Origin of the sequence: Nonomuraea deserti, assembly GCF_004348685.1 — a bacterium.
Classification (GTDB): domain Bacteria; phylum Actinomycetota; class Actinomycetes; order Streptosporangiales; family Streptosporangiaceae; genus Nonomuraea; species Nonomuraea deserti.
Genome location: NZ_SMKO01000167.1, coordinates 1 through 23,682, shown reverse-complemented (window position 1 = coordinate 23,682; position 23,682 = coordinate 1). Strand labels below are relative to the sequence as shown.

The window sequence follows — 23,682 nt, the reverse complement described above, 5'->3', positions numbered from 1 at the left end:
GCCGGGTGGCGGGTGGGGCGGCCGCCCGAGGCGTCGCGGTCCGGCGCCGGAACGCCGGCGCAGCAGGCCCCGAGGCGGGGCTGGCCGAGGGCCGCCATCGCGGTCTGCGCGGCGCTCACGGCGACCGCCGCCGTGCTGCTCACGGTGCTCGTCCCCACATTCGACGACCGGCGGGGTGCGCAGGCGGGACCCCGGTTGCCGGACACGTACCCGCCCGTGCTCACCCAGTCGCCGATCGGCGAGTCCACCCCGATCAGGGCCAGGAAAGAGACGCAGGAGCAGCGCGAGCCCACCTCGAAGCCGCCCCCCGTGACCCTTCCGGCCACCGTGCCGGTGCCGTCGCTGGTCGGCATGAGCAAGGGCGCGGCGGCCAAGGCCCTCAAGAAGGCCGGGCTGGCGCTGGGCGCGGTCACCGAGACCGACTCGCCGGAGAAGATCGGCCAGGTTCTCGGCAGCGAGCCCGCCTCCGGTGCTGAGGCGGCCAAGGGCAGCAAGGTCGCGCTCCAGGTGTCGAAGGGGGTGGCGGTGCCCGCGGTCACGGGCAAGCCGCGCCAGGCCGCCGAGGACGCCCTGACCGGCGCGGGCCTCGCGGTCGGGGCGATCAGCCACACCTGCTCCGACCAGCCCGGCGGCCGGGTGCTCGGCAGCGACCCCGAAGCGGGCAGCCGCGTCGCCGGCGGCACCCAGGTGGACCTCACCCTGTCCCGCCACGGCACGGCCGTGCCGCCCGTCGTCGGCCGGGCCAAGGCGGACGGGCGGGCGGCGCTGGAGGCCGCCGGCTTCAGGGTGCGGCAGCGCGGGCAGGTGGTGGAGGACGAGTCGCGGGTGGGCACGATCCTGCGCCAGAGCATCGAGGCGGGCAACTGCGCCAAGCCGGGAGCCACGGTCGTGATCATCGTCGGCGTGGCCGGCCAGTCAGGCCCTCCAGGCCCCGGCGATGAGCAGCCTACGCCGACCCCGAGCGGCCAGATCCCCGGCGAGTGACCGCTCCGCCTCCCCGCGCGGACGTAGGCGTGCCGCGCCGCTCCCCGGGCAGATGCAGCTCATGAAAAAGTTGTTCAAGTTCTTCGCCGCGAAGTGGCTGGCACGGACGCCGCTCGGACTCGCCGTACTGGGACTGGGCTGGTTCCTGGGCAGGCGCCGCAGGCAGCGACAGGAGGGAGCCCGGCACACGGACCGGTGACAGGTGACCGCTCATCGGTAGCGGCGGTTCCGCGACGTAGTGGATCCGTCGCCAAGAAGTGTGGACCGCCTGCTAAGGACATCGCGCAGGAATCGGGGCAGCCTGGTCGGCACCGCCAGGAGAGGCATGGCACGTAATTCCGGCCCAACTCGGACGGCGCGGTGCTCGCCGTGGCCGTAGCCGCTGGGATGGCTGATCTCCTGGTCGGCGTCCGCGTCGTTGGCCACGGAAGGAGTTGTCATGAAGGGACTCATGCGGCGGGCGGGTGAGCGGCTCGTCGGAGCGGTGTTGCCGAACGTCGAAGCGGGGGCGTGCGTGCCGGAACACGGCCAGTGCTGCAAGAAGGGCTACCGCTTCAACTGCCTGGGCAGCTGCGTCAACCAGTCGTCCACCTGCAAGTGAACGCGTAATCACCCCGGCGGGGGACGCTGCCGCGTGCCCCGCCGCCGTGTCCACCCGGAGGCTGAGGCTGCCGTGCTCGACCTGTTCGCCCGCGTGTTGCTCGCCGTCGTCTTCACCGCGGCGGTCGTGGGGAAGGCGCGTTCCCGGCAGGGGTTGGCCGGGTTCCGTGACGTGGTCGCGGCGGTCGGGCCGCGGTGGCTGCCCGCCGGTCCGGTCGCCGGCGTGGTCGTGGCGGGGGAGGCCGGCGCCGTGGTGCTGCTGGTCGTTCCCGGCATGCGGCCGGCCGGCTATGCCGTGGCCGCCGTGCTTCTCGTGGTGTTCTGCGCTGGGATCGCGCGTGCGGTCCTGGCCAGGCAGTCAGTGCGTTGTCAGTGCTTCGGCGCGGGTGGCGGCCTGCTCGGGCCGCGGCATCTGGTCCGTAACGGTCTGCTGGTGGCTGTCGCCGTGGCCGGTGCGTCCGCCGGTGGCGTGCCCGCGTCCGCTCAGGGCGTGCTGGTCGCCGTGGTCGCCGGAGCGTTCCTTGGTCTGCTCACGATCCGCTGGGAGGACGTCGCCTTCCTCCTCGTTCCCGCCAGGAGGAACCGTTGACCCTGCTCGCCACCGCTGTCGTGCTGCTCGCCGCCGTGGTCGCGGTGCATCTGCTGTTCACGTTCGGACTGGTCGCCAGGGTTCGGGAACTGCAGCAGAACGGCGGCGCCCATGTCCACAACACGCAGGTGCCGAGGCCCGGTACGGTCGTCGGCCCGTTCTCGGTGACCGGCGTGGACGGCGTCACGATCTCCGAGGCCGATCTGGCCGGCCCGGTCCAGGTGGGGTTCTTTCAGGTCGGTTGCGGGCCGTGCCGGATGTTGTCGGACGCGCTGGTCGCCGCTCCGCCGCAGGCGCGGCTCGTGTCCATGGTGCAAGGCGATCCGGATGCTCCTGAGGCGACGGAGCGGTTGGTCGCCAAGCTCGGCGTGCTGGGCCGGGTCGTGCTCATCGGGGTCGACGATCCCGTGCTGAGCGCGTTCGAGATCGTCGCGTTCCCGACGCTATTGCACACGCACAGCGGCGTGGTGACCGCGTCCGGCACCCGGCTCGACGACTTCGCGCAGGCCGCCGGCGCTCCGGCGAAGGTGGCATGACCCGCTCCGCCGCCCGTGCCGGCGTGGTGGCGCTCGCGTTGCCGTTCCGGTCCGTGCCGGTGACCGCCACCACCGCACTGGGGTTGACCGTGCTCGCGGGCGCCGCGCCCGCGAGCACGGCATGGCTGACGATGCTGCTGGTCAACGAGCTCACCGCGGGTACGGCGAGCACGGGCCGGGCGGTGTTCCTCGCCATCGCTTCGGCGCTCGCAGGAGGGCTGGCCATCGCTCTTCTCTATCTCGCCGGCCATCTCGGCGAGGTGGTCCGGCACCGGGTCACGCTGACCGTGGAGAGCCGGTTGTTCCAGCGGGTCGCCACCCTGCCGGGACTGCGGTACATCGAGGATCCCGCGTTCCACAACCGGTTGCGGCTCGCCGAGGAGGCCGCGCAGGAGGCGCCCGGCACGGTTTCGCGGTTCGCGCAGGAACTGGTCCACTCGGTGATGGTGCTCACCAGCTTCGCGGGTGTGCTGCTGGTGGTGTGGCCGCCGATGACCCTGCTGCTGCTCGCGTCCGTGCTGACCGCCGTGTTCGCCAGGCTGGCGACCGCGCGGCGCGAGGCGGCCACCGAGGAGGCATGGGTGGCCACCGACCGGCGGCGCCTGTTCTACCGGGCACTCCTCACCGATGTGCGTGCCGCCAAGGAGATCAGGCTGTTCGGCATCGGCACGCTGCTGCACACCAGGATGGTCGACTCGTTGGCCGCGGTCACGCACGCACGGCTGTCCGTGGCACGCCGCGGCGCACTGGTGCAGAGCGGGCTCGCGCTGCTCGGTGCCGCCGTCGCAGGGGTGGGCACGGTCGTGGTCGCCACGAAGGTCGCCACCGGCGGCTCGCCGGTCGGCGACCTGGTGCTGTTCCTCGGCGCGGTGGCCGGCGTGCAGACGGGGCTGTCCGGCGTGGTGCTCCAGCTGGGCGAGGCCGGCCGCGCGGCGCGGTTGTTCGGGCACTACCTCGCTGTCCTGGACACCGGTGACGACCTGCCGGACGGCACGGGCGCGCTGCGTCCGGGGGCGGCCGTCGAGCTGCGGGATGTGTGGTTCCGCTATGGCGAGGACGGTCCGTGGGTGCTGCGCGGGGTGACCCTGACCATTCCCGCCGGGGCTGCCGTGGGACTGGCCGGTGTCAACGGGGCGGGCAAGAGCACGCTGGTGAAACTGCTGTGCCGGTTCTACGACCCGCAGCGCGGCACGATCACCTGGGGTGGCGTGGACCTCCGCGAGCTGGACGTCGCGGCCCTGCGCGCGCGGATCGGCGTGGTGTTCCAGGATTTCATGACCTACGACCTGACCGCGGCCGAGAACATCGGCATCGGGCAGGTCCGGAGTCTCGGAGACCGGTCGCGGATCGTCGCGGCCGCGCGGGCGGCGGGCGCGGACGACACGGTGGCGGCCCTGCCCAGCGGCTACGACACCGTACTGTCTCGGACGCACACCGACGACGACGGTGAGCGGGCCGGCGTGACGCTGTCAGGGGGGCAGTGGCAGCGGATGGCCCTGGCCCGCTGCCTGATGCGCGCCGACGCCGAGCTGATCGTGCTCGACGAGCCCACCTCGGGGCTGGACGCCGAGGGCGAGCACCGTGTGCACAGCACCCTGCGCCGGCACGCGCAGGGCCGTACCCGGCTGCTGATCTCCCACCGCATGTCCGCGCTGCGCGGCGCCGACCTGATCGTCACCCTCGTCGACGGCCGGATCTCCGAGCGGGGCAGCCACGACGAGCTGATGGACGCGGACGGCGAGTACGCCCGGCTGTTCCGCCTCCAGGCCGGCGGCTACCAGGACGCGAGGGTGTGATGATCGGCTGGATCAGGGTGACCGTGCGCGGCCACAGCATGTCGCCCACCCTGGGGAACGGCCAGCGCCTGCTCGCGCGGCGCTTACGCCGCGACCCCCGGCGCAACGACATCATCGTCTTCCGGGTCGCGGACGATCAACTGCCGCACCGGATCAAGCGGGTCGCCGCCATCGCCGGCGACCCGCTGCCCGACTGGCTCGCCCCCTCGATGCCGGACGTGCCCCACGTGCCGGCCGGCCATGTCGCGGTGGCCGGGGACAACCCGCGCTCACAGGACTCCCGCCAGCTGGGCCTGGTCCACCGCCGCGACATCGTCGGCACCGTCTCCCGGTTCCCGCGCGGTGGCGTGGTCACTTGAGCGCTCCCGCCGTCAGCCCTGCGACGATGCGGCGCTGGAAGAACAGCACCGGGACACCAGTGGGATCGTCACCAGCACGCCCGCCGCCATCTGCGTGCCGAACGGGGTGTCGAACTTGGCCGCGCCGGTGAACTGGGCGATCCGGACCGTGGCCGTCTGGCGGGACTGGTCGTTGACCATGGTGACGGCGATGATGAACTCGTTCCAGGTCGCGATGAAGGCCAGGATCGCCGTGGTGAAGACTCCCGGCGCCGCCAGGGGGAGCATGACGCGGCGGAAGGCGGCGAAGGCGGTGCAGCCGTCGATCATGGCGGCCTGCTCCAGCTCGTACGGCAGCTGCCGGAAGAACGTCGTCAGGTTCCAGATGGTCAGCGGCAGGGCGAAGGACATCGACGGGACGATCATCGCCTGGTAGGTGTTGATCCAGCCGATCGTGGTGAACAGCTCGAGCAGCGGCACGATCAGCAGGGCGCCGGGGAACATGGAGACGGCGATCACGAGGGCCAGGATGACGTTCTTGCCGCGGAAGGCCAGCCGGGCCAGCGCGTACGCGGCCATGGTGCCGATCAGGAGGGTGACCGCCGTGGTGGTGCCCGCGACGACGAGGCTGTTGACCAGCGACCGGCCGAAGCCCATGTCCGCGGCGAAGACCGCGTCGTAGCTCTCCAGCGACCACGGGGCGGGCAGCGGTGACTTGTCGTGGATGTCGGCGGTGCGGCGGAAGCTCGACACCACCATCCAGTAGAACGGCACCAGGCAGTACAGCGCGATGCCGATCATCCCGGCCCTACGCCACATCGCGGGCCTCCCTCCGGCGCGATCGCACGTCGCTCAGCAGGTCGGCTCCGAGCAGCTTGACGAACACGAACGCGATCACCGCGATGTAGCAGAACAACGCCGTCCCGTACGCCGACGCGGGCCCGTAGTGCACACGAGTCGCCTCGTCCCAGATGAGTCCCGACAGCGTCTCCACCGACTGCTTGCGCGGCCCGACCAGCACGTACGGCAGGTCGAAGACGCGCAGCGCGTCCATCAACCGGAACAACACGGCCACCAGCAGGGCGGGTCTGACCAGGGGCAGCGTGATCCGCCAGAACGTCTGCCAGGGGGTGGAGCCGTCGACCTTGGCGGCCTCGTACACGTCGGACGGGATGATCTGCAGCCCGGCCAGCACGAGCAGGCCGACGAAGGGTGCGGTCTTCCAGGTGTCGGCGATGACCACGGCGAGTTTGGCCCAGGGGCCGTCGGCGGTCCAGAGGATGTCGGTGCCGAGCAGGGTGTTGGCCACCCCGTCCGCCTGGAAGATCCACTTCCACATCAGGCCCGCGACCGCCGTCGGGACCGCCCACGGGATGAGGATGCTGGCCCGCAGGAACGCCCGCCCCCTGAAGGCCCGCCGCATGACCAGTGCCATGGCCACCCCGAGCACCACCTCCAGCGCCACCGTCACCACGGTGAACAGGGTGGTGTTGAACGCGGCGTTCATGAAGCGCTGCTCCACCACGCCCGCGTAGTTGGCGAGCCCGGCGAACCACTCGCCCTCCACCACGAACCCGTCCGCGTCGAGCCGCTGCCCGCTCTCGTAGAACGACTCGCGCATGGCCGCGACCAGCGGGTAGAGGACGACGAGCGCCAGCACGACCATGGTGGGCGAGAGCATGGCCGCGGCCGTCCACGACTGGCCGCGCGGGGCCGGGCGCACCCTCACGCGAGCAGCGGGCCGAGGGCCGACTGCAGCTCGGTCAGCGCCTGGTCGACGGGCTTGGCGCCGGTGACGATGGCGTACGCGGACTCCTGGACGGCGGCGGTCACGTCGCCGTACCTGACGGCCGCGGGGCGTGGGACGGCGGCGAGGATGCCTTCCTTGAGCGCCGGCAGGTACGGGTACTTCTTGACAAGTCCGGGGTCCTCGTAGATCGCGGCCCGCGCCACCGGCATCGAGCTGGTCTGCGCGAACGCCTTGATCTGCGCGGCGCTGGTCATGAACGCGACGAAGTCCCTGGCGGTCTGCTTGTGCTTGGAGTAGGCGGAGACGGCCAGGTTGTTGCCGCCCAGCGTGCCCGCGCCCGGGCCGTTCAGCCCGGGGATGGGCGCGACGTCGAACTTGTCCACGACCTTGCTGGAGCCGTCGGTCTTCTGCGCGGCCTCGTAGCCGTAGGCCCAGTTGCGGTAGAAGAGCAACTTGCCCCCCTGGAAGGCGACCCGTCCTTATTCCTCCTTGTACGTGATCGCCTCCTTCGGGATCATGCCGCTGTCGAACCCGTCGGCGAGGAACCGCGCGGCCTGCTTCGCCGCCTCGCTGGTGACCTGGGGCTTGCCGGAGGCGTCGAGCAGCCGGCCGCCGGCAGAGGAGACGGCCTCGGCGAAGTTCACGGTCAGGCCCTCGTACTTGTCGAACTGGCCGGCGTAGCAGCTCATGCCCTTCTGCTCGGGCAGGACGTCCGCGCAGATCCTCTTCATCTCGTCCCAGGTCTTGGGCGGCTCCTTGACCAGGTCGGTGCGGTAGTAGAGCAGGCCGGTGCCGGTGAACAGCGGCATCGCATAGAGCTTGTCGCGATATTTCGCCGTTTCGATGGTGGTGGGGAGGAAGCCGGTCGTGTCCAGCGTCAGCTCGTCCACCCACCGGTTCGCGGCGAACTCGCTGGTCCACACCGCGTCGATGAGGATGACGTCGCCGGTGTCCGACTTGGTCTGCGCGCTCTGGATGAGCTTGCGGCGCTGCTCGTCGGCGCTCTCCGGGAGCAGCACGACGGTCGCCTTCTCGTCGGGGTGCGCGGCGTTCCAGGCGTCGACGATCTTCTGCACCGACTCGGCCTCGAACTTGCCGCCGAGGAACGTGATCGGCCCGCGCCCGCCGCCTTGCTGCGCGGCCGGCGCGCTCGCGGGGGTCGTCGAGCCGCAGCCGGCCAGTCCCGCGCCGAGCGCCAGCGCGGCGGCGATATGGATTGCCTTCATCGGGGGGTTCCTTCCAGGGATACGGTCTCGCCGCGCAGCCGCGACCGCTCGGCCGCCCAGGCGATGAGGTGGCTGTGCAGGCTCTCGCCGGGCGAGGAGAGGATCGGGGCGCGGTCTCTCCTGGCCACCGCGGTCAGGAACGCCTCGACCAGCGCCTGGTCTCCGCCGCCGTGGCCGCCCCTCGCCGTCGCGTCGCCGGTGGGACGGGTGTCGACGGTCTCGGAGCGCCCGGTGACGAAGTCGGTCACGGTCAGGCGGTCGCCGTCGCCCTCGATGGAGCCGCGGGTGCCGAAGATCCGGGTCTGGCGGTGGAGCGCGGGCGTGAACGCCGTCATCGTGAACGACGCGGTCGCGCCGCCCTCGAACTCCAGGTTCACGACCTGGTGGTCGACCACGTCGTTGTCGCAGGCGTACACGCACCTGCCGTACGGGCCGGTCCTGAGCGCCTCCAGCACCCCCTGCTCGGAGACGTCGTCGGTGAGCACGGACAGGGGCCACTCGTCCGTGCCCGCCAGCGGCAGGTAGATGCGCCGGGCGGAGTACGGGCAGCCGGGTTCGGCCCGGCAGTCGAGGCACCGGTCGGCGGCGCCCTCCGGCCGGTTCTCCGGGCGGAAGTGCTTGAGGCCGCCGAACGACGAGACGCGGGTGACCTGCCTGCCGGTGAGATGCACCAGCCAGTCGAGGTCGTGGCACGACTTGGCGAGCAGCATGAACGTGGACTCGTCGGCCCGCCGCCAGTTGCCCCGCACGTACGAGTGCGCCTGGTGCCACCAGCCGACCGGCTCCAGGTGCTGGATGTTGACGATCTCGCCGATCCGGCCCCCGTCGAGCAGCTGCTTCAGCACCCTGGTGTACGGCGTGTAGCGCAGCACGTGGCAGACGGCGAACACCGCGCCGGAGCGCTCGGCGGCTTCGACGATCGCGTGGCAGTCGTCCTCGGAGACCGCCATGGGCTTCTCCAGCAGGATGTCGTAGCCCAGCTCGGCGAAGCGCACGGCCGGCTCGACGTGCTCGCGGTCCTGGGTGGCGATGACGACCGCGTCCGCCTGGCGGGGCAGCGCGGCCAGCTCGCGCCAGCCGGCGTACGGGACCGCGTCGGGGAACCTGCCGCGGCGGCGGGCGAGCGGATCGGCCACCGCGACCACGCGCGCCCGGCCGGTCCCGACGGCGTGGTCGGCGTAGGAGGTGCCCCGCGAGCCCGCGCCGACGATGGCGAGCGTGATCATCAATCTCCTCTACTTATGTAACCAATTCACGTATGTCGGCTGATGCTAGGATCCGGGCTGGTAGCCGTCAATAGGGAAGTTATGGGGAAAGGTCTCATAAGTGACCGAGCTCCGGCCGGGTGACGCGTCGCTGCTGCGCAAGGTGAACACCCAGGCCACGCTCAGGGCCCTGCGCCGCGAGGGCGTGGCCACGCTGACGCAGCTCGGCCGCATCACCGGGCTGTCCAGGCAGACGGTCGAGGCGGTCCTCGACGAGCTGGGCGAGCGCGGCTACGTCAGGGAGGTGCCGCCCGACGAGGGCGCGATGGGGCGGCCCGCGCGGCGGTTCGGGTTCCGCGCGGACGCCGGCTACGTGGTGGGCGTGGAGGTCGGCGGCGACACCATCGTGGCCGCGCTGGCCGATCTCGGTGGCGAGGTGATCGCCTGGGAGCGGGCCGAGGTCGACAGTGACGCCGCCGCCCACGAACGCCTGGACGCCGCCCGCCGCACCTCCCTGGCCTGCGTGGACGGCGCGGGCGTGGCCCGCACCCGCGTGTGGGCCGTGGCGGCGGGCACCTCGGGCATCGTCGACCGCACCGGGCGCGTGTCGTTGTCGATCACGTTGCCCGGCTGGACGGGCGTCGACCTGGCGGGCCTGGCCAGGCGCTGGTTCGGCTGCACCGCGCTGGCGGCCAACGACGCCAACCTCGCCGCGCTCGCCGAGCACTGGCGCGGCAGCGCCCGGCACGCCTCCGACGTCGTGTACGTCATGATGGGCCGCCGGGTGGGCGCGGGCATCCTGATCGGCGGCCGGCTGCACCCGGGGCGCGGCGGGGCCGCGGGCGAGATCGGCACGCTGCGCCAGGTCGGCTGGGAGGACGCCGCCCGCGAGCTGGTCAAGGACGCCTCGGCGGCCGGGGTGTTCGAGGCGGCGCTGCGCGGCGACCGCGACGCCCGGCGCCGGGTCGACCGTTACGCCGAGACCCTCGCCATCGGCGCCTCGGCGCTCGCGCTGGCCATCGACCCCGACCTGCTGGTGCTGGGCGGTGGCTACGCGCGGGTCGGCGACGTGCTGCTCGAGCCGGTCAGGCGGCACCTGGCCGAGCTGTGCGTGAGCGTGCCGGAGGTGGTGGCGTCCACCTTCGGTGACGAAGGGGTGGCGCTGGGCGCGGTACGTCTCGCGCTCTCCCACGTCGAGCGCGAGATCCTCGGCCTCTAGCCGCCTCGTGGGTCCTGCCAGATCGCTCTGGCCGACTCCAGCATGGCCGCCCTTACCTGATCCTCCGGCAGGTCCATGGTCTTGACCGTGCCCCACTGCAGCGCGCCGAGCAGCGCCCAGCCCTTGAGCCGGGTCTCGGCGCCAGGGTCCTCGCCCACGAGCTTGGTGAAGATCTCGTCCCGGTACGTCCTGATCACCGCGCGCTCCGAGCCGGGCGAGACGGGTGAGACGGAGTCGTCGCCGGCCAGGTCCTCCATGAACAGGCGGATCACCGAGCGGTAGCGCACCGCGAACCCGACCAGGGCCTCGACGAAGTCGTCCCGGCTCTCGTGGCCGGCGTCGAGCAGCGCCAGCATGTCGTCGGCCGCCGGCGAGAGGATTTCGGCCGCCAGGCGGTCCTTGGGGTGGAAATGGTAGGCGACCGCGGTCTTGGTCAGCCCCACGGCGGCGGCGATGTCGGCCAGCGACGTGGCCGCGTAACCGCGCTCGGCGAACAGCTCGCGGGCGGCGGCCAGGATCCGGGTGCGGGTGTCGTCGGCTGTGGTCATCGTCTCATTTCCCTGGGGGAGACAGCCTTCCCAATATTTCGCGCTTTATCGTATGTCCTGTACGACCGTACTGGACGGCCGTCGAGTGGGGGCTTTGCGATGACGCGGTTGCTGGGACGGCTGGGCGGCTGGTGCGCGCGCCACGGACGGATCGTGCTGGTCCTCTGGGTGGTCGCGGCGGCCGCGCTGATGGGCGGCAGCCTCGTGTTCGCCGCTCCCACCAGCAACGACGCGAGCATCCCCGGCACCGACGCGCAGCGCGCGCACGACCTGATGAAGACCGGCTTCGGGCCCGGCTACGCCGCGGGCGGCACGGTGCAGCTCGTCGTCTACTCCGCCGACGGCCCTCTCACCGAGGACGCGCGCAAGCGCGCCGTGGAGCGGGCCGTCGACCGACTGCGGACCATGCCGCACGTCGTGCAGGTGGACTCGCCGTACCGCGTGGGCGGCATCGCCTCCAACCTGCGGATCGGGCTCATCGGCATCCGCATGGAGGGCCACGACAGCGACAGGATCGCCCAACTCGCTCAGAGCCTGTCCAAGGCCGCGGACCCGGCGCGGGCCGCCGGGCTCGAGGTGGTGCCGGCGGACAACTCCACCCCCGCCGACAAGGAGATCAAGACCGGGCCCAGCGAGATCATCGGGGTTCTCTGCGCGATGCTCGTGCTGGTGTTCGCGTTCGGGACGCTGGTGGCCGCGCTGATCCCGATCTTCACCGCGCTGGTCAGCGTGGCCTCGGGGCTCGGCGTGATCGGGCTGCTCGGCTGGGTGGTCGACATGCCCAAGCAGGCCGGCATCATGGCCACGATGATCGGGCTCGGCGTAGGCATCGACTACGCGCTCTTCCTGCTGTCCCGCCACCGCCGGCTGCTGGCCGGCGGGGTGCCGGTCGTGGAGTCCGTACGCCGCACCGTGGCGAGCTCGGGCGGAGCCGTCGTGTTCGCCGGCGGCACGGTGATCATCGCGTTGAGCGCGCTGATGCTGGCCGGATTCCCGCTGCTGGCCACGCTCGGCTGGGTCACCGGCATCTCCGTCGTCGCCGCCGTGCTGACCTCCGTCACGCTCGTCCCCGCCCTGCTCGGGATGCTCGGCCACCGCGTCAACGCGCTGAAGGTGCCGTTCCTGCGCGGCGCCGACGGGTCCGGCGCCGGATGGGCCGGGCTCGGCTCGTGGGTCGCCCGCCGCCCGTGGCGGGTGCTGTTCGCCAGCGTGCTCGTGCTGGGGGCGCTGGCCGCGCCCGCGCTGGCGCTCAAGCTCGGACCCCTCGACGAGGGATACGGCACCCAGGGCTCGGAATCGCGGCGGGCGTACGAGCTGATGGCCACCGGCTTCGGGCCCGGCGCCAACGGGCCGCTGATCGTGGTCGCCGAGCTGCCCTCCGAGGTCGCCGATTCGGGCGACCCGATCGTCGACCACGTCACCCGAGCGGTCGACGACGTCGAGGGCACCGCCCACGTGAGCGAGCCCAAGGTCAACACCTCGGGCCGGTCGGTCCTGCTCCAGGTCGTCACCGACCACGCCCCGAGCGACGCCCGGGCCGCCGAGGTGGTCAGGGACATCAGGGACATCGCGCTGCCGGGCGTGCAGGTGCACGTCGGCGGGGAGGTCGCGGGGCTCACCGACGCGGGAGACCGCATGGCCGAGCGCACCCCGCTGGTCATCGGCGTGGTCGTGCTGCTGAGCGCCCTGCTCCTGCTGCTCGCCTTCCGCGCGCCCATCGTCGCGATCAAGGCGGCGGTGATGAACCTGGTCTCGCTGGGGGCCGCGTTCGGAGCGCTGGCGCTGGTGTTCTCCATCGGGGTGGGCAGCGGGCTCGTGGGCATGGACCCGCCGGCCAGTTCGTCGTACGTGCAGACCATCTTCTTCTCGGTGCCGATCGAGAGCTACGTGCCGTTGATGCTGTTCGCGGTGCTGTTCGGGCTGTCCATGGACTACGAGGTGTTCCTGCTGACGGCGGTGCGGCAGGCGTACCAGCGGCACCGGGGCAACGCGCGGTCGGTGGCGCAGGGGCTCGGGTCGACGGGCCGCGTCATCACGTCGGCCGCCCTCATCATGGTGGCCGTGTTCGTGGCGTTCATCGCGTACCCGGACCCGATGGTCAAGACGTTCGGAGTCGGGCTGGCGGTGGCCATCGCGGTGGACGCCACCATCATCAGGGGCTTCCTCGTGCCCGCCACCATGGTGCTGCTCGGGCGGCTCAACTGGTGGTGCCCGCGCTGGCTCGACCGCATCCTGCCGAACCTGTCGGTGGAGGGCCACGAGGAGGACGAGACCCCGGCACCGCCGCGCCCCGTACCCGTCAAGGCGGGCGTGTAGGGGCGCCCCGTCAGTCGGAGTCGGTCAGGTTGCAGGCGGGAACCCAGCCGACGACGCCGGTCGCCACATTGCGGCCGTGGTGCCACAGGGTGCTTTCGAAGAAGTCGCAGCGGTAGAGGCCGTGCTCCTCCGATCGGTCCGACTCGAACCCCTGACCGGCGTAACCGACGCCGGCGCGTCCCGAGCCGGCCCTGGGCTCGCTCCAGATGACCACGCCCAGGGCGCCGAAGTCGAGGACGTCCCCGGCCACGGCGGACTGGGTCTGCATCCCCGTCATGACCAGCCCCGTGAGCGCCCCGGCCATGGTGACGTTCCTGATGTGCACCGTCTCTCCTCCCCGTGGTGTCGGTAACACACAGTAGGAGATCGGTCACACATCGTTCCAGTGGTTCGCCTCACGTCGCCGGCCCCCAGAGGCACCGAGCCGGTCAGGGTCCTGCTGAGGCGGCTTCTCGCGGAGCGGCGTCAGACCATGTACTGGTCGTGGCGCAGGTACAGCTCCGTCCACTCCTCCGGGCTCAGCTGCCGGCCGGTGGTGGCGATGCCGGCGAGCTCCTCGAAGTACGCCTCCCGGGGGGCGCCCGGCGTGAACAAGATCAGCATCGAGGCCGGTTCGCCCGACTCGTTCTTGAAAGCGTGCACACCGCCCTCGGGCAGGAAGAGGAAGTCGCCCGGCTTGCCGTCGGCCCACTTCTCGCCGTTGTAGAGGCGGATCGTGCCCGACAGCACGTAGAACGACTCGGTCATGGTCCGGTGGAAGTGCGGGTCGGGGCCGCCCGGGCGCGGGCCCATCTCCCACCGGTAGAGGCCGTACGCGCCGTTCGTGGAGCCGCCCGTCGCGAGGTAGTGCACCTGCGTGCCTCCCACACCCATGGACAGGTCAGGCTCCCGGCCGGCCAGCTGGAAAGTGCCGCTGTGCTCACCGGTCTCGCCGAAGTAGCGGGGCTCGGGATAGGACATACCGCCTCCTCTGATCTTTGGAGGAAGTCTAGGAAATCCGGCCGGAAGCCGACGCCCACGCTTCACGTGGGAGGCGCGCGACGGCGGGACCGGCCAGGGTGACCGCGACCTCGCCGTCGCGCAACTCCAGCTGCACCCGCCCGCGGGTGACGACGCCGAACGCGTCGCACCACTCCGCCGCGACCACCCCGACACGCGCGCCACCGCGCAGTACGAGCGTCCACACCGGGACTACTCCGTGCCGTCCGCCGGCAGGCGCTCCGGCAGCCCGAGCCGCGGGAACTGGTCGTCGTGGAACGTGACGATCTCGGTGATCGCCCCGCCGGTGACGCGCAGGACGTCGATCGTCAGCGGCAGGTACGCGCCCTCCCGCTGGCGCCAGTGGTAGAAGGCGACGGCGGGCTGCCGGTTCACGGAGGCGGGGACGGCGCGCAGGCCCTTCATGCCATCGAAGCCGCTCTCGACCCAGTCGTTCACCACCGCGTCGCGGCCGACGTACAGGCCCGGCGTGGGCGGCATCGAGCAGCGGACGTCGTCCCGCAGCAGCGCGGCGAGCCGGTCGACGTCCGTGGCCACGCTGGCGTCGGTATAGCGGCGCACCAGCTCGCGCGTACCGGCGTCCTCCTCGCCGCCGGTCCAGTCCTGCCGCTCGGCGGGCAGGTGCTCCCGCATGCCGGCGCGGGCCCGCTGCAGCGCGCTGTTGACGGAGTTGACGGAGTCCCCGAGGAGTTCCGCGACGTCCTTGGCCGGCCAGCCGAGCACGTCCCGCAGGATTAGCACGGCCCGCGGGCGCGGCGCGAGGTGCTGGACCGCGACCAGGTACGCCAGCTCGATCGTCTCCCGCGCGACGGCGACGGTCTCCGGCTCGTCCGCGTCGGCCGCGGGCAGCTCGTCGAGCAGCCGGTCCGGGTAGGGCTGCAGCCACAGCACCTCGCCGCCGGTCGCGGGCTCCGGGCGGCACTTGGCGAGCAGGTCCAGGCAGGCGTTGGTGGCGATCCGGTACAGCCAGGCCCGGAACGTCGACCGCCCCTCGAAGGTCTCCCGCCGCCGCCAGGCACGGAGGAACGTCTCCTGCACGGTGTCCTCGGCGTCCTCGAACGACCCGAGCATCCGGTAGCAGTGCACGTGCAGCTCCCGCCGGTGCCGCTCCGCCAGCCCCGAGAACCCCCTCTCGTCGACCTCGCCCAGCCCGCTCCCGCCCTGACCGCTCACGCCCTGCTCCTCCAGCCGCGTGTCCGCACTCATCGCGTCATCCTTCCGCCTCGTCGTGTCCCGTCGTAGGTGTGACGGCTGCGGGCGCGACAACTCATCACCAGGGTCGGTCGGCATGGCTGATCCAGGGACGGATCCGGTGGCGGAGCACGACGTGCGGTACGCCGTGGGCGCGGCGCAGGTTCGAGACGAAGGCGTGGCCGGCGATCACGACTGGCGCGGTCCGGTCAGTTCGTAGGCCGCGCATCGGTCTCAGCGCTTGAGGCGACCGTGACCAGCTTCGATCGGGTTGTTCGCACACTATTGGGCGTCGATGCCCCGATGATCTCGCAGCCATGCCTGTAGAGAACCGGCCATCGGCTGCGGTTCGCGGTAGTGTCTGGATCAGGGTCTCTGAGCGGCGTCGTCGCTTTTCGGTCCCTTTGTCGTGTGCGAAGTCGGAGGTGATCACGGTGCACCCGGTCTAGCGACGGCCCCGACCCGGGGCGTCACGGAGCCGAAAGGTGACCGTATGAGCAAGACCGACAAGACCCGGCCCTGGTGGGTGCGGATGGCTGACGCGCCACCGATGACCTGCGTGCCCGTTCATGATCATCGGTTCGGGCCGTGCACGCTGCCGGACGAGATCACCGCCGACAGCGCGAACTGGCGCCGTGGCGGTTGTTACTGGGGCGCCCCCGGCTACCACGTGCTCGTCCGCGAAACCAGAGGTGGGAACCGGGAGTGGTACTACTTCCGTCGCGGGGAGCGCCGCCGCAGCCGTCACCAGGCGCGCCGTGAGCTGCGTGCCTATCGCGCCCGTCACGACGAGGACTGAGACGCGGCGAGGCCCGGCTGTCAGCGGGCACCGCCGGTTTCCCGTCCGGCCGGTACGGAAGGGGAAAGCCCTGGCTCCGCGTCCGAGCGTCAGCGAGGCCCTTTCGGGGTGGGTGTCGGACGGGTAACCGCCTGGCCGGGCGAGGACCGCGGTTCTAGAAAGTGATGACCGTGCGGGCGACGGTGCCCTGGCGGACGTGGTTCACGGCGTCGTTGATCTGGTCGAGGGGCAGGCGTTCCGTGATGAGGCCGTCGAGGTCGAGGCGGCCCCGGAGGTACTGCGCTGCCAGCATGGGCAGGTCGCGGTGCGGTGCGGCGTCGCCACCCTGGGTGCCCATGAGGCGGCGGGAGGCGAACAGCAGGCCGGTGTCCACCTCCGCGGGCCGGCCTTGTGGCGGGCTGCCGACCATGACCGTCGTCCCGCCGGGCCGGGTGGCGGCGAACGCCCGGGAAAGCACGCCGGGCGCGCCGGTCGCGTCGAAGGCGTAGTCGACGCCGACTTTCACCAGCTCGCCCACCTGCCGGGGCAGGTCCGCGGCGAGGAGGGTGTGGGTGGCGCCGAAGCGTTCGGCCAGCTTGAGCTTCGGTTCGGCCGTGTCGGCGGCGACGATCGTGGTCGCGCCCGCGAGCACCGCCCCCTGGATGACGTTGAGTCCGACGCCGCCGCAGCCCACGACGAGGACGCTGGCGCCAGGAGGCACCTTGGCGACGTTCGTCACGGCGCCGACGCCGGTGACGACGCCGCAGGCCAGCAGGCACATGGCGGCGAAGGGGGCGTCCGCGGCGATCCGTACGCACATGGACTCGGAGACGACGGTGTACTCGGCGAACGAGCCGATGCCGATGAAGCGGCGGGTCTCCTGCCCGTCGAGGGTGACGCGCGGCGGGCCGCCCATGATGGTGGGGAGCCTGGCGGGGCCCGAGCACAGGTGGAACAAGCCCGCGCCGCACGGGCGGCACCGGCCGCAGGGGCCGTTCATGGCGATGATGACGTGGTCGCCCGGCTTCACGGTGGTCACGCCCGTGCCGACGCTCTCCACCACTCCGGCGCTCTCGTGTCCGAGGATGAACGGTGGCCGGCTCGCCACGGGGCTCTTGCCGTCGATGGCCTTGAGGTCGGAGCCGCAGACGCCGGACGCCATGATCCGCACGCGCGCCTCACCGGGGCCGGGGTCGGCGATCTCGACCTCGCGGATCTCCATGGGGGCGTGGAACCTGGTCAGGACGGCCGCGCGCATCAGCATGCGCCAAACGGTAACCCGGCGCCGAGATGGTGAGCAAGCGGTTGCTCGGGAGCCCGTTGACACCCCTCCCAGGCGAATTTACGCTCGGCGCAAAACCAAGCGAGCGCTAGGCCAAATCGCTAGGAGGCCATCATGGTACGGCTGGGCACGATGGCACTCACCACGACCGTGGCGCTGGCGATCACCGGATGCGCCGCCCAGCAGCAGGCCCCGGGCAGCCAAGGCGGGGCCGCGCCGGGCGTGACCGCCACCAGCGTCAGGATCGGCGGCGTGCTGACCAAGACCAGCGCCAGCGGCTACTCGACCAAGGACGCCGAGATCGGGGCCAGGGCCAGGTTCGAGCGGGCCAACGCGGAGGGCGGCGTGCACGGGCGCACCATCGAGTTCCTCGGCGCGGAGGACGACGGGCAGGACGCGGCCAAGGGCGACGCCGCGGCCAAGAAGCTCGTGCAGAAGGAGCGGGTGTTCGCCCTGGTCCCGGTCCACGCCCCCAACTTCGGCGGCGCCGCCTTCCTGGAGCGGGAGGGCGTGCCGTGGTTCGGCTGGGCGACGGGCCCGCAGTGGTGCGGCACGAGGACCGGCTTCGGCTACAACGGCTGCCTGGCGCCCAAGCAGGGAGCCGGCTCCCAGACGTGGTGGGGCCGGCAGATGGCCGACCTGCTCGGCGGATCCGAGGGCAAGAGCGTCTACGTGCAGACCTCCGACTCCAGCGGCAGCAAGTACGGAGGCACCACGATCTCCCAGTCGTTCACCGCCGCCGGGTTCGAGCTGGCCGGCGTGAACTCCGGGCTCCCGGCCGCCGCGCCGCCGCCCGACTGGCTCCCGTACGTCGACAAGATCATGACGTCGGACGGCGGCGAGCCTCCGGACGTCGTGGTCTCCGTGATCGCGGGCACCAAGTTCAACGTCGGCCTCTACGCGGCGCTCAAGCGGGCCGGATACGAGGGCGTGCTCACCGACGCGACCAGCTACGACACCGCCATCCTCGGCGACCCGGCCAGCGCGCAGGCGCTGGAGGGCGTGGTCGCGGCGCCGATGTTCGAGCCGTTCGAGTCGAGCGCCCTCGAGATCGCCCAGCTCAAGCGGGACGTCGAGCGGGTCTCCCCGGGCGCCGCGCTCACCCAGCACCTGGCGATCGGCTACTGGTCCGCCGACATCTTCCTCGACATGCTGGCCAAGGCCGGCAAGGACCTGACCAGGGAGAGGTTCCTGGCCACGGCCAACGGCTCGTACGCCTACGAGAATCCCGGCTTCGGGAAGATCCAGTTCCCCAAGGACCACGACGAGCCGAACGGCTGCGGCGCCCTGGTCAAGCTGGTGGACGGCGCCTTCCAGGTGGCCAAGAACATGAAGTGCTTCGACAACGTGCCGCTCACATGATCGCCGGTTACGTCCTCAGCGGCCTGGTCACCGGCGCCATTTTCGCGATCATGGGATCGGGCCTGACGCTGTCGTACGCGGCGACCGGGGTGTTCAACTTCGCCCACGGCGCCATCGGGTTCCTGTCGGCCCTGCTGTTCTACGAGCTCAACCTGGCCGCGGGCCTGCCCGCCTGGCTGTCGGCGCTGGTGTCGGTCGTGGTGTTCGCTCCCGCGCTCGGCTACGTGCTGCACAAGGCCATGTTCGAAGGGCTGGCGCAGGCGGGGGAGACCGCGCAGATCGTCGCCACGATCGGGCTCACCATCGCGCTGCCCGCGCTGGGCCTGCTGGTGGTGGACCTGGCCGGGCTGCCGCCGGCCGACGCGACGGCGCTGCCGCGCGGCGTCGGGCCGCATCCGGCGCGGGCGCTCGACGTGGCCGGCGTCCACCTGGACAGCGACCAGGTCATCACGTTCGGCTTCTCGGCGGTGGCGGCGGCCGGGTTGTGGGTGTTCACGCGGCACACGCCGTACGGGCTGCGGATGCGCGCCTGCGTCGACCGCCGCCGCCTGGCCACGCTCAGGGGCATCGACGCCGGCGCCACGTCGGCGCTCGCCTGGATGCTCGGCTCCGGCCTGGCCGGGCTCGCCGGGGTGCTGGCCGTTTCCGTGCTCGGGCTGGACGCGACCGCGTACACGGTGCTGCTGTTCGCCTCGGCCACGGCCGCGGTGTTCGGGCGGCTGCGCTCGATCCCCTGGACGTTCGCGGCCGGGCTGGCGCTCGGCGTGGTCCAGAACCTCGTCGCCGGCTACACCGACTTCCTCGAAGAGGTCACCGGGCTGCGCACGGCCGTGCCGGTGATCCTGCTGTTCGCCGGGCTCGTGCTGCTCAACAGGTCGCGCGAGCGGGTGGCGGGCAGCGAGGCCGAGGACGCGCCGCCGCCGCCCGACCACCTGGCGGGGCTGCCGCCGTGGCGGCGCCGGCTGCCGTGGGCGCTGGGCCTGGCCGCGCTGGTGGCGTTCACGTTCACCGGGCCCGACTACTACGTGGGGGTGGCCGCGCAGGGCCTCGTGCTGGCGTTGATCTTCTGCTCGTTCGTGGTGGTGACCGGCATCGGCGGCATGGTCAACCTGGCCCAGGCCGCCTTCGCCTCGATGGCGGCGCTGACCTGCGGGTGGGCGTTCACGTCCGGGCTGCCGTTCGCCGTGGCGATCCTGCTGGGCGTGCTCGCGGCGGCCGCCGTCGGGATGCTGGTGGCGCTGCCCGCGCTGCGGCTCGGCGGGCGGGTGCTGACGCTGGCCACGCTCGCCATGGCGCTGCTGGCCGACCAGGTGCTGTTCCAGGTGGACGCGTTCAGCAACGGCACGATCGGGTGGTCGTTGCCGGCGCTCGGGTTCGGCTTCGCCGACACCTCGGATCCGCGGGTGCGGGTGGTGGTGCTGCTCCTGCTGATCGGCGCGGTGGCGCTGCTCGTGCGGAACCTGGAGCGGTCGGCGTCCGGGCGGGCGATCCTGGCCGTGCGCTCCGCTCCCGCGGCGGCGGCGACGTCGGGGCTGTCGGGGCCCCGTACCAAGATCACACTTTTCGTGCTGGCGTCGGCGATCGCCGGGCTCGGCGGGGTGCTGTACGCGATCTCGAAGGGCTCGATCACCGCCACCGACCTGCCCGCCTTCGCCGGGTTCGTCTGGCTGGCCGTGGTCGTGCTCCAGGGCGTGCGCAGGATCGGCGGCGCGGTGCTGGGCGGGCTCGTCGCCGTCGTCGTGCCCGAACTGCTGGCCACGTGGGACGTGTCCGCGCACGTCGGGGCCATCCTGTTCGGCGCCGGCGGGATGATCCTGGCCAGGCATCCCGACGGGGTGCTCACGCAGCTCGCCGAAATCCGACACCGCCGGCGGAGCCGGCGCGCGGAGCCCGCGCAGCTCGCGGAGCTCGCGGAGCCCGAGCCGGCCCGCCCGGCCGCGCCGGCGACCTCGGAACTGACGTACTTCACGCTGGAGGGCGTGGTCGCCGGCTACCAGGACTGCACCGTGCTGCGCGGCGTCGACCTCGACGTCAACCCCGGCGAGGTGGTCGCGCTCCTCGGTGCGAACGGCGCCGGCAAGTCCACCACCTGCGCCGTCGCCGCCGGCGACCTTCCCGTCACCGCCGGCCGGATCCTGCTGGACGGCGAGGACATCACCGCCTGGCCCGCCCACCGCCGGGCACGGGCCGGCATCCTGCTCGTGCCCGAGGGCCGGGGCGTCTTCCCCGGGCTCACCGTGGAGGAGAACCTGCGCACCTGGCTGCCCGACCCCGGCCCCGTCTACCAGCGCATGCCCCACCTGATCGCCCGCCGTACCGTGCTCGCCGGGGCGCTGTCAGGGGGCGAGCAGCAGCTGCTCACGCTCGCGGGCGCGCTGCTGCGGCCGCCGCGGGTGCTGATCGCCGACGAGCCGTCGCTGGGCCTCGCGCCCGGGTTGGTGCGGCAGGTGTTCGACGTGTTCGCCGAGCTGCGCGAGCGCGGGGTGGCGCTGCTGCTGGTGGAGGAGAAGGCCACGGAGGCGCTGGCGATCGCCGACCGGGTCGCGTTCATGCGGCTGGGCCGCGTCACGTGGGCGGGGCCGAGGTCCGAGGTCGACAGCGAGCGGCTGACCGCCGCCTACCTGGGGGTGAGCTGATGCTGGCCGTCGAGGGGGTGTCCGTGGCGTTCGGCGGGGTCAGGGCGCTGGACCGGGTGTCCTTCGAGGTCGGCGCGGGCCTCGTGTGCGGCGTGATCGGGCCGAACGGGGCGGGCAAGACGACGCTGTTCGACGTGGTGTCCGGGCTGCGCAGGCCGAGCGAGGGACGCGTCAGGCTGGCCGGCCGTGACCTGACCGGCGTGTCGCCGGTCAGGCGGGCCAGGGCCGGGCTGCGCCGTACGTTCCAGCGCACCCAGGTCTTCGGTCGGCTCACCGTGGCCGACAACGTGCTGGCCGCGCTCGACTGGCACGGCGGAGGCGGCGGGATCGCCGCCGACCTGGCCGGATGGCCGGGCCGCCGGAGGCGCGAACGTGAGCGCCGCGAACGCGTCGCCGAGGTGCTGGAGCTGTGCGGGCTCACCCCGCTGCGCGACGCGTACGTCGCCGCGCTCCCCGTCGGCCGGCGCCGGCTCGTCGAGCTGGCCAGGGCGCTGGCCGACCGGCCCGAGCTGCTGCTGCTCGACGAGCCCACCTCCGGGCTGGACGGCGGGCAGACGGCCCGCCTGGGCGAGGTCGTCAGGGCGCTGGAGACGACCGTGCTGCTGGTCGAGCACGACATGGGGTTCGTCATGGACGTCTGCGACCGGATCATCGTGCTGGACCTCGGCAAGGTGATCGCCGTCGGCACGCCCGCCGAGATCAGGCAGGACCCGGTCGTCAGGGCCGCCTACTTGGGCTGAGCGCGGCGCTCGGTGAAGGACAGGATGCGCCTCCAGGCGTCCTGGCACGCCTCGGCCCACTCGCCGTACGAGCGGTCGAAGAACGAGTGCGGCGCGCCGTCGTAGACGTGCGTCTCGTGCTCCGTGCCCACCTGGTCGAGGGCGGCCTCGTACGCCTCGAACTCCTCCGGCGTCGAGACCGTGTCGGCCCCGCCCCTGAGCAGGAGGAGCGGCGCCCCGGGTCCTGACCGCGGCAGGTCGATGAAGCGCAGCGCGCCGTAGAAGCCGATGCCGCCGGCCAGGCCGTTGCCCTCGGCGGCCAGCCGCCACGACTGGGAGCCGCCCATGCAGAAGCCCACCGTGAACACCGGCCCCCTGCCCGACAGCGCCTCCGTCGCCGCCCTCGCGTCGGCTCTGATCCCCTCGCTGGTGAGCTGGTTGACGTGCGTCATGAAGTCGAAGTCGTCGCCGCGGTCGCCGCGGCCCGCCGTACGGCCGAAGTAGTCGATCGCGATCGTGGAGAACCCCGCCTCGGCGAAGCGCACGGCGAGGTCGCGGTAGAAGGGGTGCAGGCCGCGCACGTCGGGGAGGATCACCACGCAGCGACCGTTCGGCTCGGCGGGCTCGGCCTCGTAGGCGAGGAAACTGTTGCCGTCGGCGGCGGTCAGCTCGATCTGCTCATGCGAGGCCACCTCCCCCTGGACGGGCGGGGCGGGCGGTCTGCTGTCCGTGGAATGGCACATGCCGGACAGCATGCCCGGGGCGTCCGCGGATATCCACGTGCTCGGAGGGGCGCGGCGGCGATGTTCGCGCAGGGCGGAGCGGTCGCTCCGCCAACGGTGGTAGCAGGCGCCGGCCGCGGGTCTGTCGCCGCCTGTTCTGCCGCGCCGAAACCCGAGCCAGCGATACTGCCCCTCCTTCGTTTTCCTGGGTGACGAGCAAGGGCTGCGGATCGGACTCGGATATCCAGCTCGTCTCCTGCGTCCTGCAGTAGTAGCTCCACGATCTCGCCGGGATCGCGCGGCCAATCGTGACCGGGCGCCGGTTGTGCGACACGGGCGCGGGCTCCGATCATGGAAGTACCCCGCACTGTCCCGCGGAAGGGGAAGGTCATGGCGTTCCACCCCAATCTCGACCCCGAGCTGCGTGCCGGCCTCGAGGAGTCGGCCCTGCCGGAGATCGACCTGTCCACGCTGTCGTACGAGGACCTCACCCGGCACCGGTCACAGATCAACGAGATGCTGGCGGTGGCGCCGGTCCCGGAGACCGACGTGGTGATCGAGGACCGGCACGTCCCCGGGCCCTCGGGCGCTCCCGACATCCGGCTGCGGATCTACCGGCCGCCCGGGGGAGGGGAGGGGCGGCCGGCGCTCTACTGGATCCACGGCGGCGGCATGATCATCGGTAAGCCGGAGATGGACGACGCGTCGATGGTCGGCTTCGTCGAGGAGCTCGGCGTCGTCGCGGTCTCCGTCGACTACCGGCTCGCGCCCGAGCACCCGCACCCCGCACCGGTCGAGGACTGCTACGCCGGGCTGGCATGGACCGCCAAGAGCGCGGCCGAGCTCGGCATCGACCCCGGCCGGCTGGCGGTGGGCGGGGCCAGCG

The 23,682-nt window shown here is 72.2% G+C and carries 24 protein-coding genes and 1 pseudogene; 14 read left to right on the top strand and 11 right to left on the bottom strand.

Features of this window, described 5'->3' with window-relative positions:
* The 7 genes from E1292_RS38810 to E1292_RS38785 all read left to right on the top strand — a co-directional run.
* The coding region (locus E1292_RS38810; protein ID WP_132603275.1) for a PASTA domain-containing protein at positions 1 to 984 on the top strand (984 nt) is incomplete at its 5' end.
* A 61-nt stretch (positions 985 to 1,045) separates the two neighbouring features.
* Positions 1,046 to 1,183, top strand: a complete 138-nt coding sequence (locus E1292_RS38805; protein ID WP_132603272.1) for a DUF6203 family protein — start codon at positions 1,046 to 1,048, stop codon at positions 1,181 to 1,183.
* A 240-nt stretch (positions 1,184 to 1,423) separates the two neighbouring features.
* A complete protein-coding gene (locus E1292_RS51760; RefSeq protein ID WP_165974973.1) occupies positions 1,424 to 1,585 on the top strand; it encodes a hypothetical protein in 162 nt (53 codons plus the stop codon).
* Between the two features lie 33 nt (positions 1,586 to 1,618).
* Positions 1,619 to 2,173: a MauE/DoxX family redox-associated membrane protein gene (locus E1292_RS38800; RefSeq protein ID WP_132603269.1), complete on the top strand. Its 555-nt coding sequence runs from the start codon at positions 1,619 to 1,621 to the stop codon at positions 2,171 to 2,173.
* On the top strand, positions 2,170 to 2,709 hold the full coding sequence (locus tag E1292_RS38795) for a thioredoxin domain-containing protein (RefSeq protein WP_132603265.1): 540 nt from the start codon (positions 2,170 to 2,172) through the stop codon (positions 2,707 to 2,709). Before E1292_RS38800 ends, E1292_RS38795 begins: the two co-directional genes overlap by 4 nt.
* Positions 2,706 to 4,505 carry an ABC transporter ATP-binding protein gene (locus E1292_RS38790; RefSeq protein WP_132603262.1) on the top strand — a complete coding sequence of 600 codons (1,800 nt, stop codon included), beginning with the start codon at positions 2,706 to 2,708 and terminating at the stop codon, positions 4,503 to 4,505. The genes E1292_RS38795 and E1292_RS38790 overlap by 4 nt, the downstream gene beginning before the upstream one ends.
* Positions 4,505 to 4,864, top strand: coding sequence for a S26 family signal peptidase (locus tag E1292_RS38785; RefSeq protein WP_132603259.1), 360 nt, complete (start codon positions 4,505 to 4,507; stop codon positions 4,862 to 4,864). Before E1292_RS38790 ends, E1292_RS38785 begins: the two co-directional genes overlap by 1 nt.
* Positions 4,865 to 4,876: 12 nt before the next feature.
* Here E1292_RS38785 and E1292_RS38780 read toward each other — a convergent pair whose 3' ends face one another.
* The 4 genes and pseudogenes from E1292_RS38780 to E1292_RS38765 all read right to left on the bottom strand — a co-directional run bounded on the left by E1292_RS38780 (position 4,877) and on the right by E1292_RS38765 (position 9,045).
* Entirely contained in the window at positions 4,877 to 5,662 is a 786-nt protein-coding gene (locus E1292_RS38780) for a carbohydrate ABC transporter permease (protein WP_220447272.1), read from the bottom strand.
* The gene (locus E1292_RS38775) at positions 5,652 to 6,572 is read right to left on the bottom strand and encodes a carbohydrate ABC transporter permease (protein ID WP_220447271.1); all 921 of its coding nucleotides are present in this window, start codon (positions 6,570 to 6,572) and stop codon (positions 5,652 to 5,654) included. The genes E1292_RS38780 and E1292_RS38775 overlap by 11 nt, the downstream gene beginning before the upstream one ends.
* Positions 6,569 to 7,819, bottom strand: a pseudogene (locus E1292_RS54435) (ABC transporter substrate-binding protein). Before E1292_RS54435 ends, E1292_RS38775 begins: the two are co-directional and overlap by 4 nt.
* Positions 7,816 to 9,045 carry a Gfo/Idh/MocA family protein gene (locus E1292_RS38765; RefSeq protein WP_132603256.1) on the bottom strand — a complete coding sequence of 410 codons (1,230 nt, stop codon included), beginning with the start codon at positions 9,043 to 9,045 and terminating at the stop codon, positions 7,816 to 7,818. Before E1292_RS38765 ends, E1292_RS54435 begins: the two are co-directional and overlap by 4 nt.
* 100 nt (positions 9,046 to 9,145) lie before the next feature.
* On the opposite strand from E1292_RS38765, the gene E1292_RS38760 reads away from it, so the two are divergent.
* Positions 9,146 to 10,243: an ROK family transcriptional regulator gene (locus E1292_RS38760; protein WP_132603253.1), complete on the top strand. Its 1,098-nt coding sequence runs from the start codon at positions 9,146 to 9,148 to the stop codon at positions 10,241 to 10,243.
* On the opposite strand, the gene E1292_RS38755 is transcribed toward E1292_RS38760, so the two are convergent.
* Positions 10,240 to 10,791: a TetR/AcrR family transcriptional regulator gene (locus E1292_RS38755; protein WP_132603250.1), complete on the bottom strand. Its 552-nt coding sequence runs from the start codon at positions 10,789 to 10,791 to the stop codon at positions 10,240 to 10,242. The two genes, E1292_RS38760 and E1292_RS38755, sit on opposite strands and share 4 nt — an antisense overlap.
* 99 nt (positions 10,792 to 10,890) lie before the next feature.
* Here E1292_RS38755 and E1292_RS38750 point away from each other — a divergent pair, with 99 nt between their 5' ends.
* Positions 10,891 to 13,107, top strand: coding sequence for an MMPL family transporter (locus tag E1292_RS38750; RefSeq protein WP_132603247.1), 2,217 nt, complete (start codon positions 10,891 to 10,893; stop codon positions 13,105 to 13,107).
* 10 nt (positions 13,108 to 13,117) lie between these two features.
* On the opposite strand, the gene E1292_RS38745 is transcribed toward E1292_RS38750, so the two are convergent.
* The 4 genes from E1292_RS38745 to E1292_RS38730 form a co-directional block, all read right to left on the bottom strand.
* The gene (locus E1292_RS38745; RefSeq protein ID WP_132603244.1) at positions 13,118 to 13,432 is read right to left on the bottom strand and encodes a hypothetical protein; all 315 of its coding nucleotides are present in this window, start codon (positions 13,430 to 13,432) and stop codon (positions 13,118 to 13,120) included.
* A 140-nt stretch (positions 13,433 to 13,572) separates the two neighbouring features.
* Positions 13,573 to 14,067 carry a cupin domain-containing protein gene (locus E1292_RS38740; RefSeq protein WP_132603241.1) on the bottom strand — a complete coding sequence of 165 codons (495 nt, stop codon included), beginning with the start codon at positions 14,065 to 14,067 and terminating at the stop codon, positions 13,573 to 13,575.
* Positions 14,068 to 14,095: 28 nt separating this feature from the next.
* Positions 14,096 to 14,293, bottom strand: a complete 198-nt coding sequence (locus E1292_RS38735; protein WP_132603238.1) for a hypothetical protein — start codon at positions 14,291 to 14,293, stop codon at positions 14,096 to 14,098.
* A 5-nt stretch (positions 14,294 to 14,298) separates the two neighbouring features.
* Complete coding sequence (locus E1292_RS38730; protein WP_132603235.1) at positions 14,299 to 15,312, bottom strand: RNA polymerase subunit sigma-70; 1,014 nt, start codon at positions 15,310 to 15,312, stop codon at positions 14,299 to 14,301.
* 478 nt (positions 15,313 to 15,790) lie between these two features.
* Here E1292_RS38730 and E1292_RS38725 point away from each other — a divergent pair, with 478 nt between their 5' ends.
* Positions 15,791 to 16,096 (top strand): hypothetical protein, encoded by a 306-nt coding sequence (locus E1292_RS38725; protein ID WP_132603232.1) that lies wholly within the window; start codon positions 15,791 to 15,793, stop codon positions 16,094 to 16,096.
* 154 nt (positions 16,097 to 16,250) lie between these two features.
* Here E1292_RS38725 and E1292_RS38720 read toward each other — a convergent pair whose 3' ends face one another.
* Entirely contained in the window at positions 16,251 to 17,339 is a 1,089-nt protein-coding gene (locus E1292_RS38720) for an alcohol dehydrogenase catalytic domain-containing protein (protein ID WP_132603229.1), read from the bottom strand.
* A 132-nt stretch (positions 17,340 to 17,471) separates the two neighbouring features.
* Between E1292_RS38720 and E1292_RS38715 the strand changes: the two genes are divergently transcribed.
* From E1292_RS38715 to E1292_RS38705, 3 genes are read left to right on the top strand one after another with little or no spacing between them, the layout of a single operon-like run.
* On the top strand, positions 17,472 to 18,719 hold the full coding sequence (locus E1292_RS38715; RefSeq protein ID WP_132603226.1) for an ABC transporter substrate-binding protein: 1,248 nt from the start codon (positions 17,472 to 17,474) through the stop codon (positions 18,717 to 18,719).
* Positions 18,716 to 21,355, top strand: a complete 2,640-nt coding sequence (locus E1292_RS38710) for an ABC transporter permease subunit (protein ID WP_132603223.1) — start codon at positions 18,716 to 18,718, stop codon at positions 21,353 to 21,355. Before E1292_RS38715 ends, E1292_RS38710 begins: the two co-directional genes overlap by 4 nt.
* A complete protein-coding gene (locus E1292_RS38705; protein ID WP_132603220.1) occupies positions 21,355 to 22,095 on the top strand; it encodes an ABC transporter ATP-binding protein in 741 nt (246 codons plus the stop codon). Before E1292_RS38710 ends, E1292_RS38705 begins: the two co-directional genes overlap by 1 nt.
* Here the strand turns inward: E1292_RS38705 and E1292_RS38700 are convergent.
* On the bottom strand, positions 22,083 to 22,817 hold the full coding sequence (locus E1292_RS38700) for a dienelactone hydrolase family protein (RefSeq protein ID WP_132603217.1): 735 nt from the start codon (positions 22,815 to 22,817) through the stop codon (positions 22,083 to 22,085). The two genes, E1292_RS38705 and E1292_RS38700, sit on opposite strands and share 13 nt — an antisense overlap.
* Positions 22,818 to 23,186: 369 nt before the next feature.
* Between E1292_RS38700 and E1292_RS38695 the strand changes: the two genes are divergently transcribed.
* The coding region (locus tag E1292_RS38695; RefSeq protein ID WP_132603214.1) for an alpha/beta hydrolase at positions 23,187 to 23,682 on the top strand (496 nt) is incomplete at its 3' end.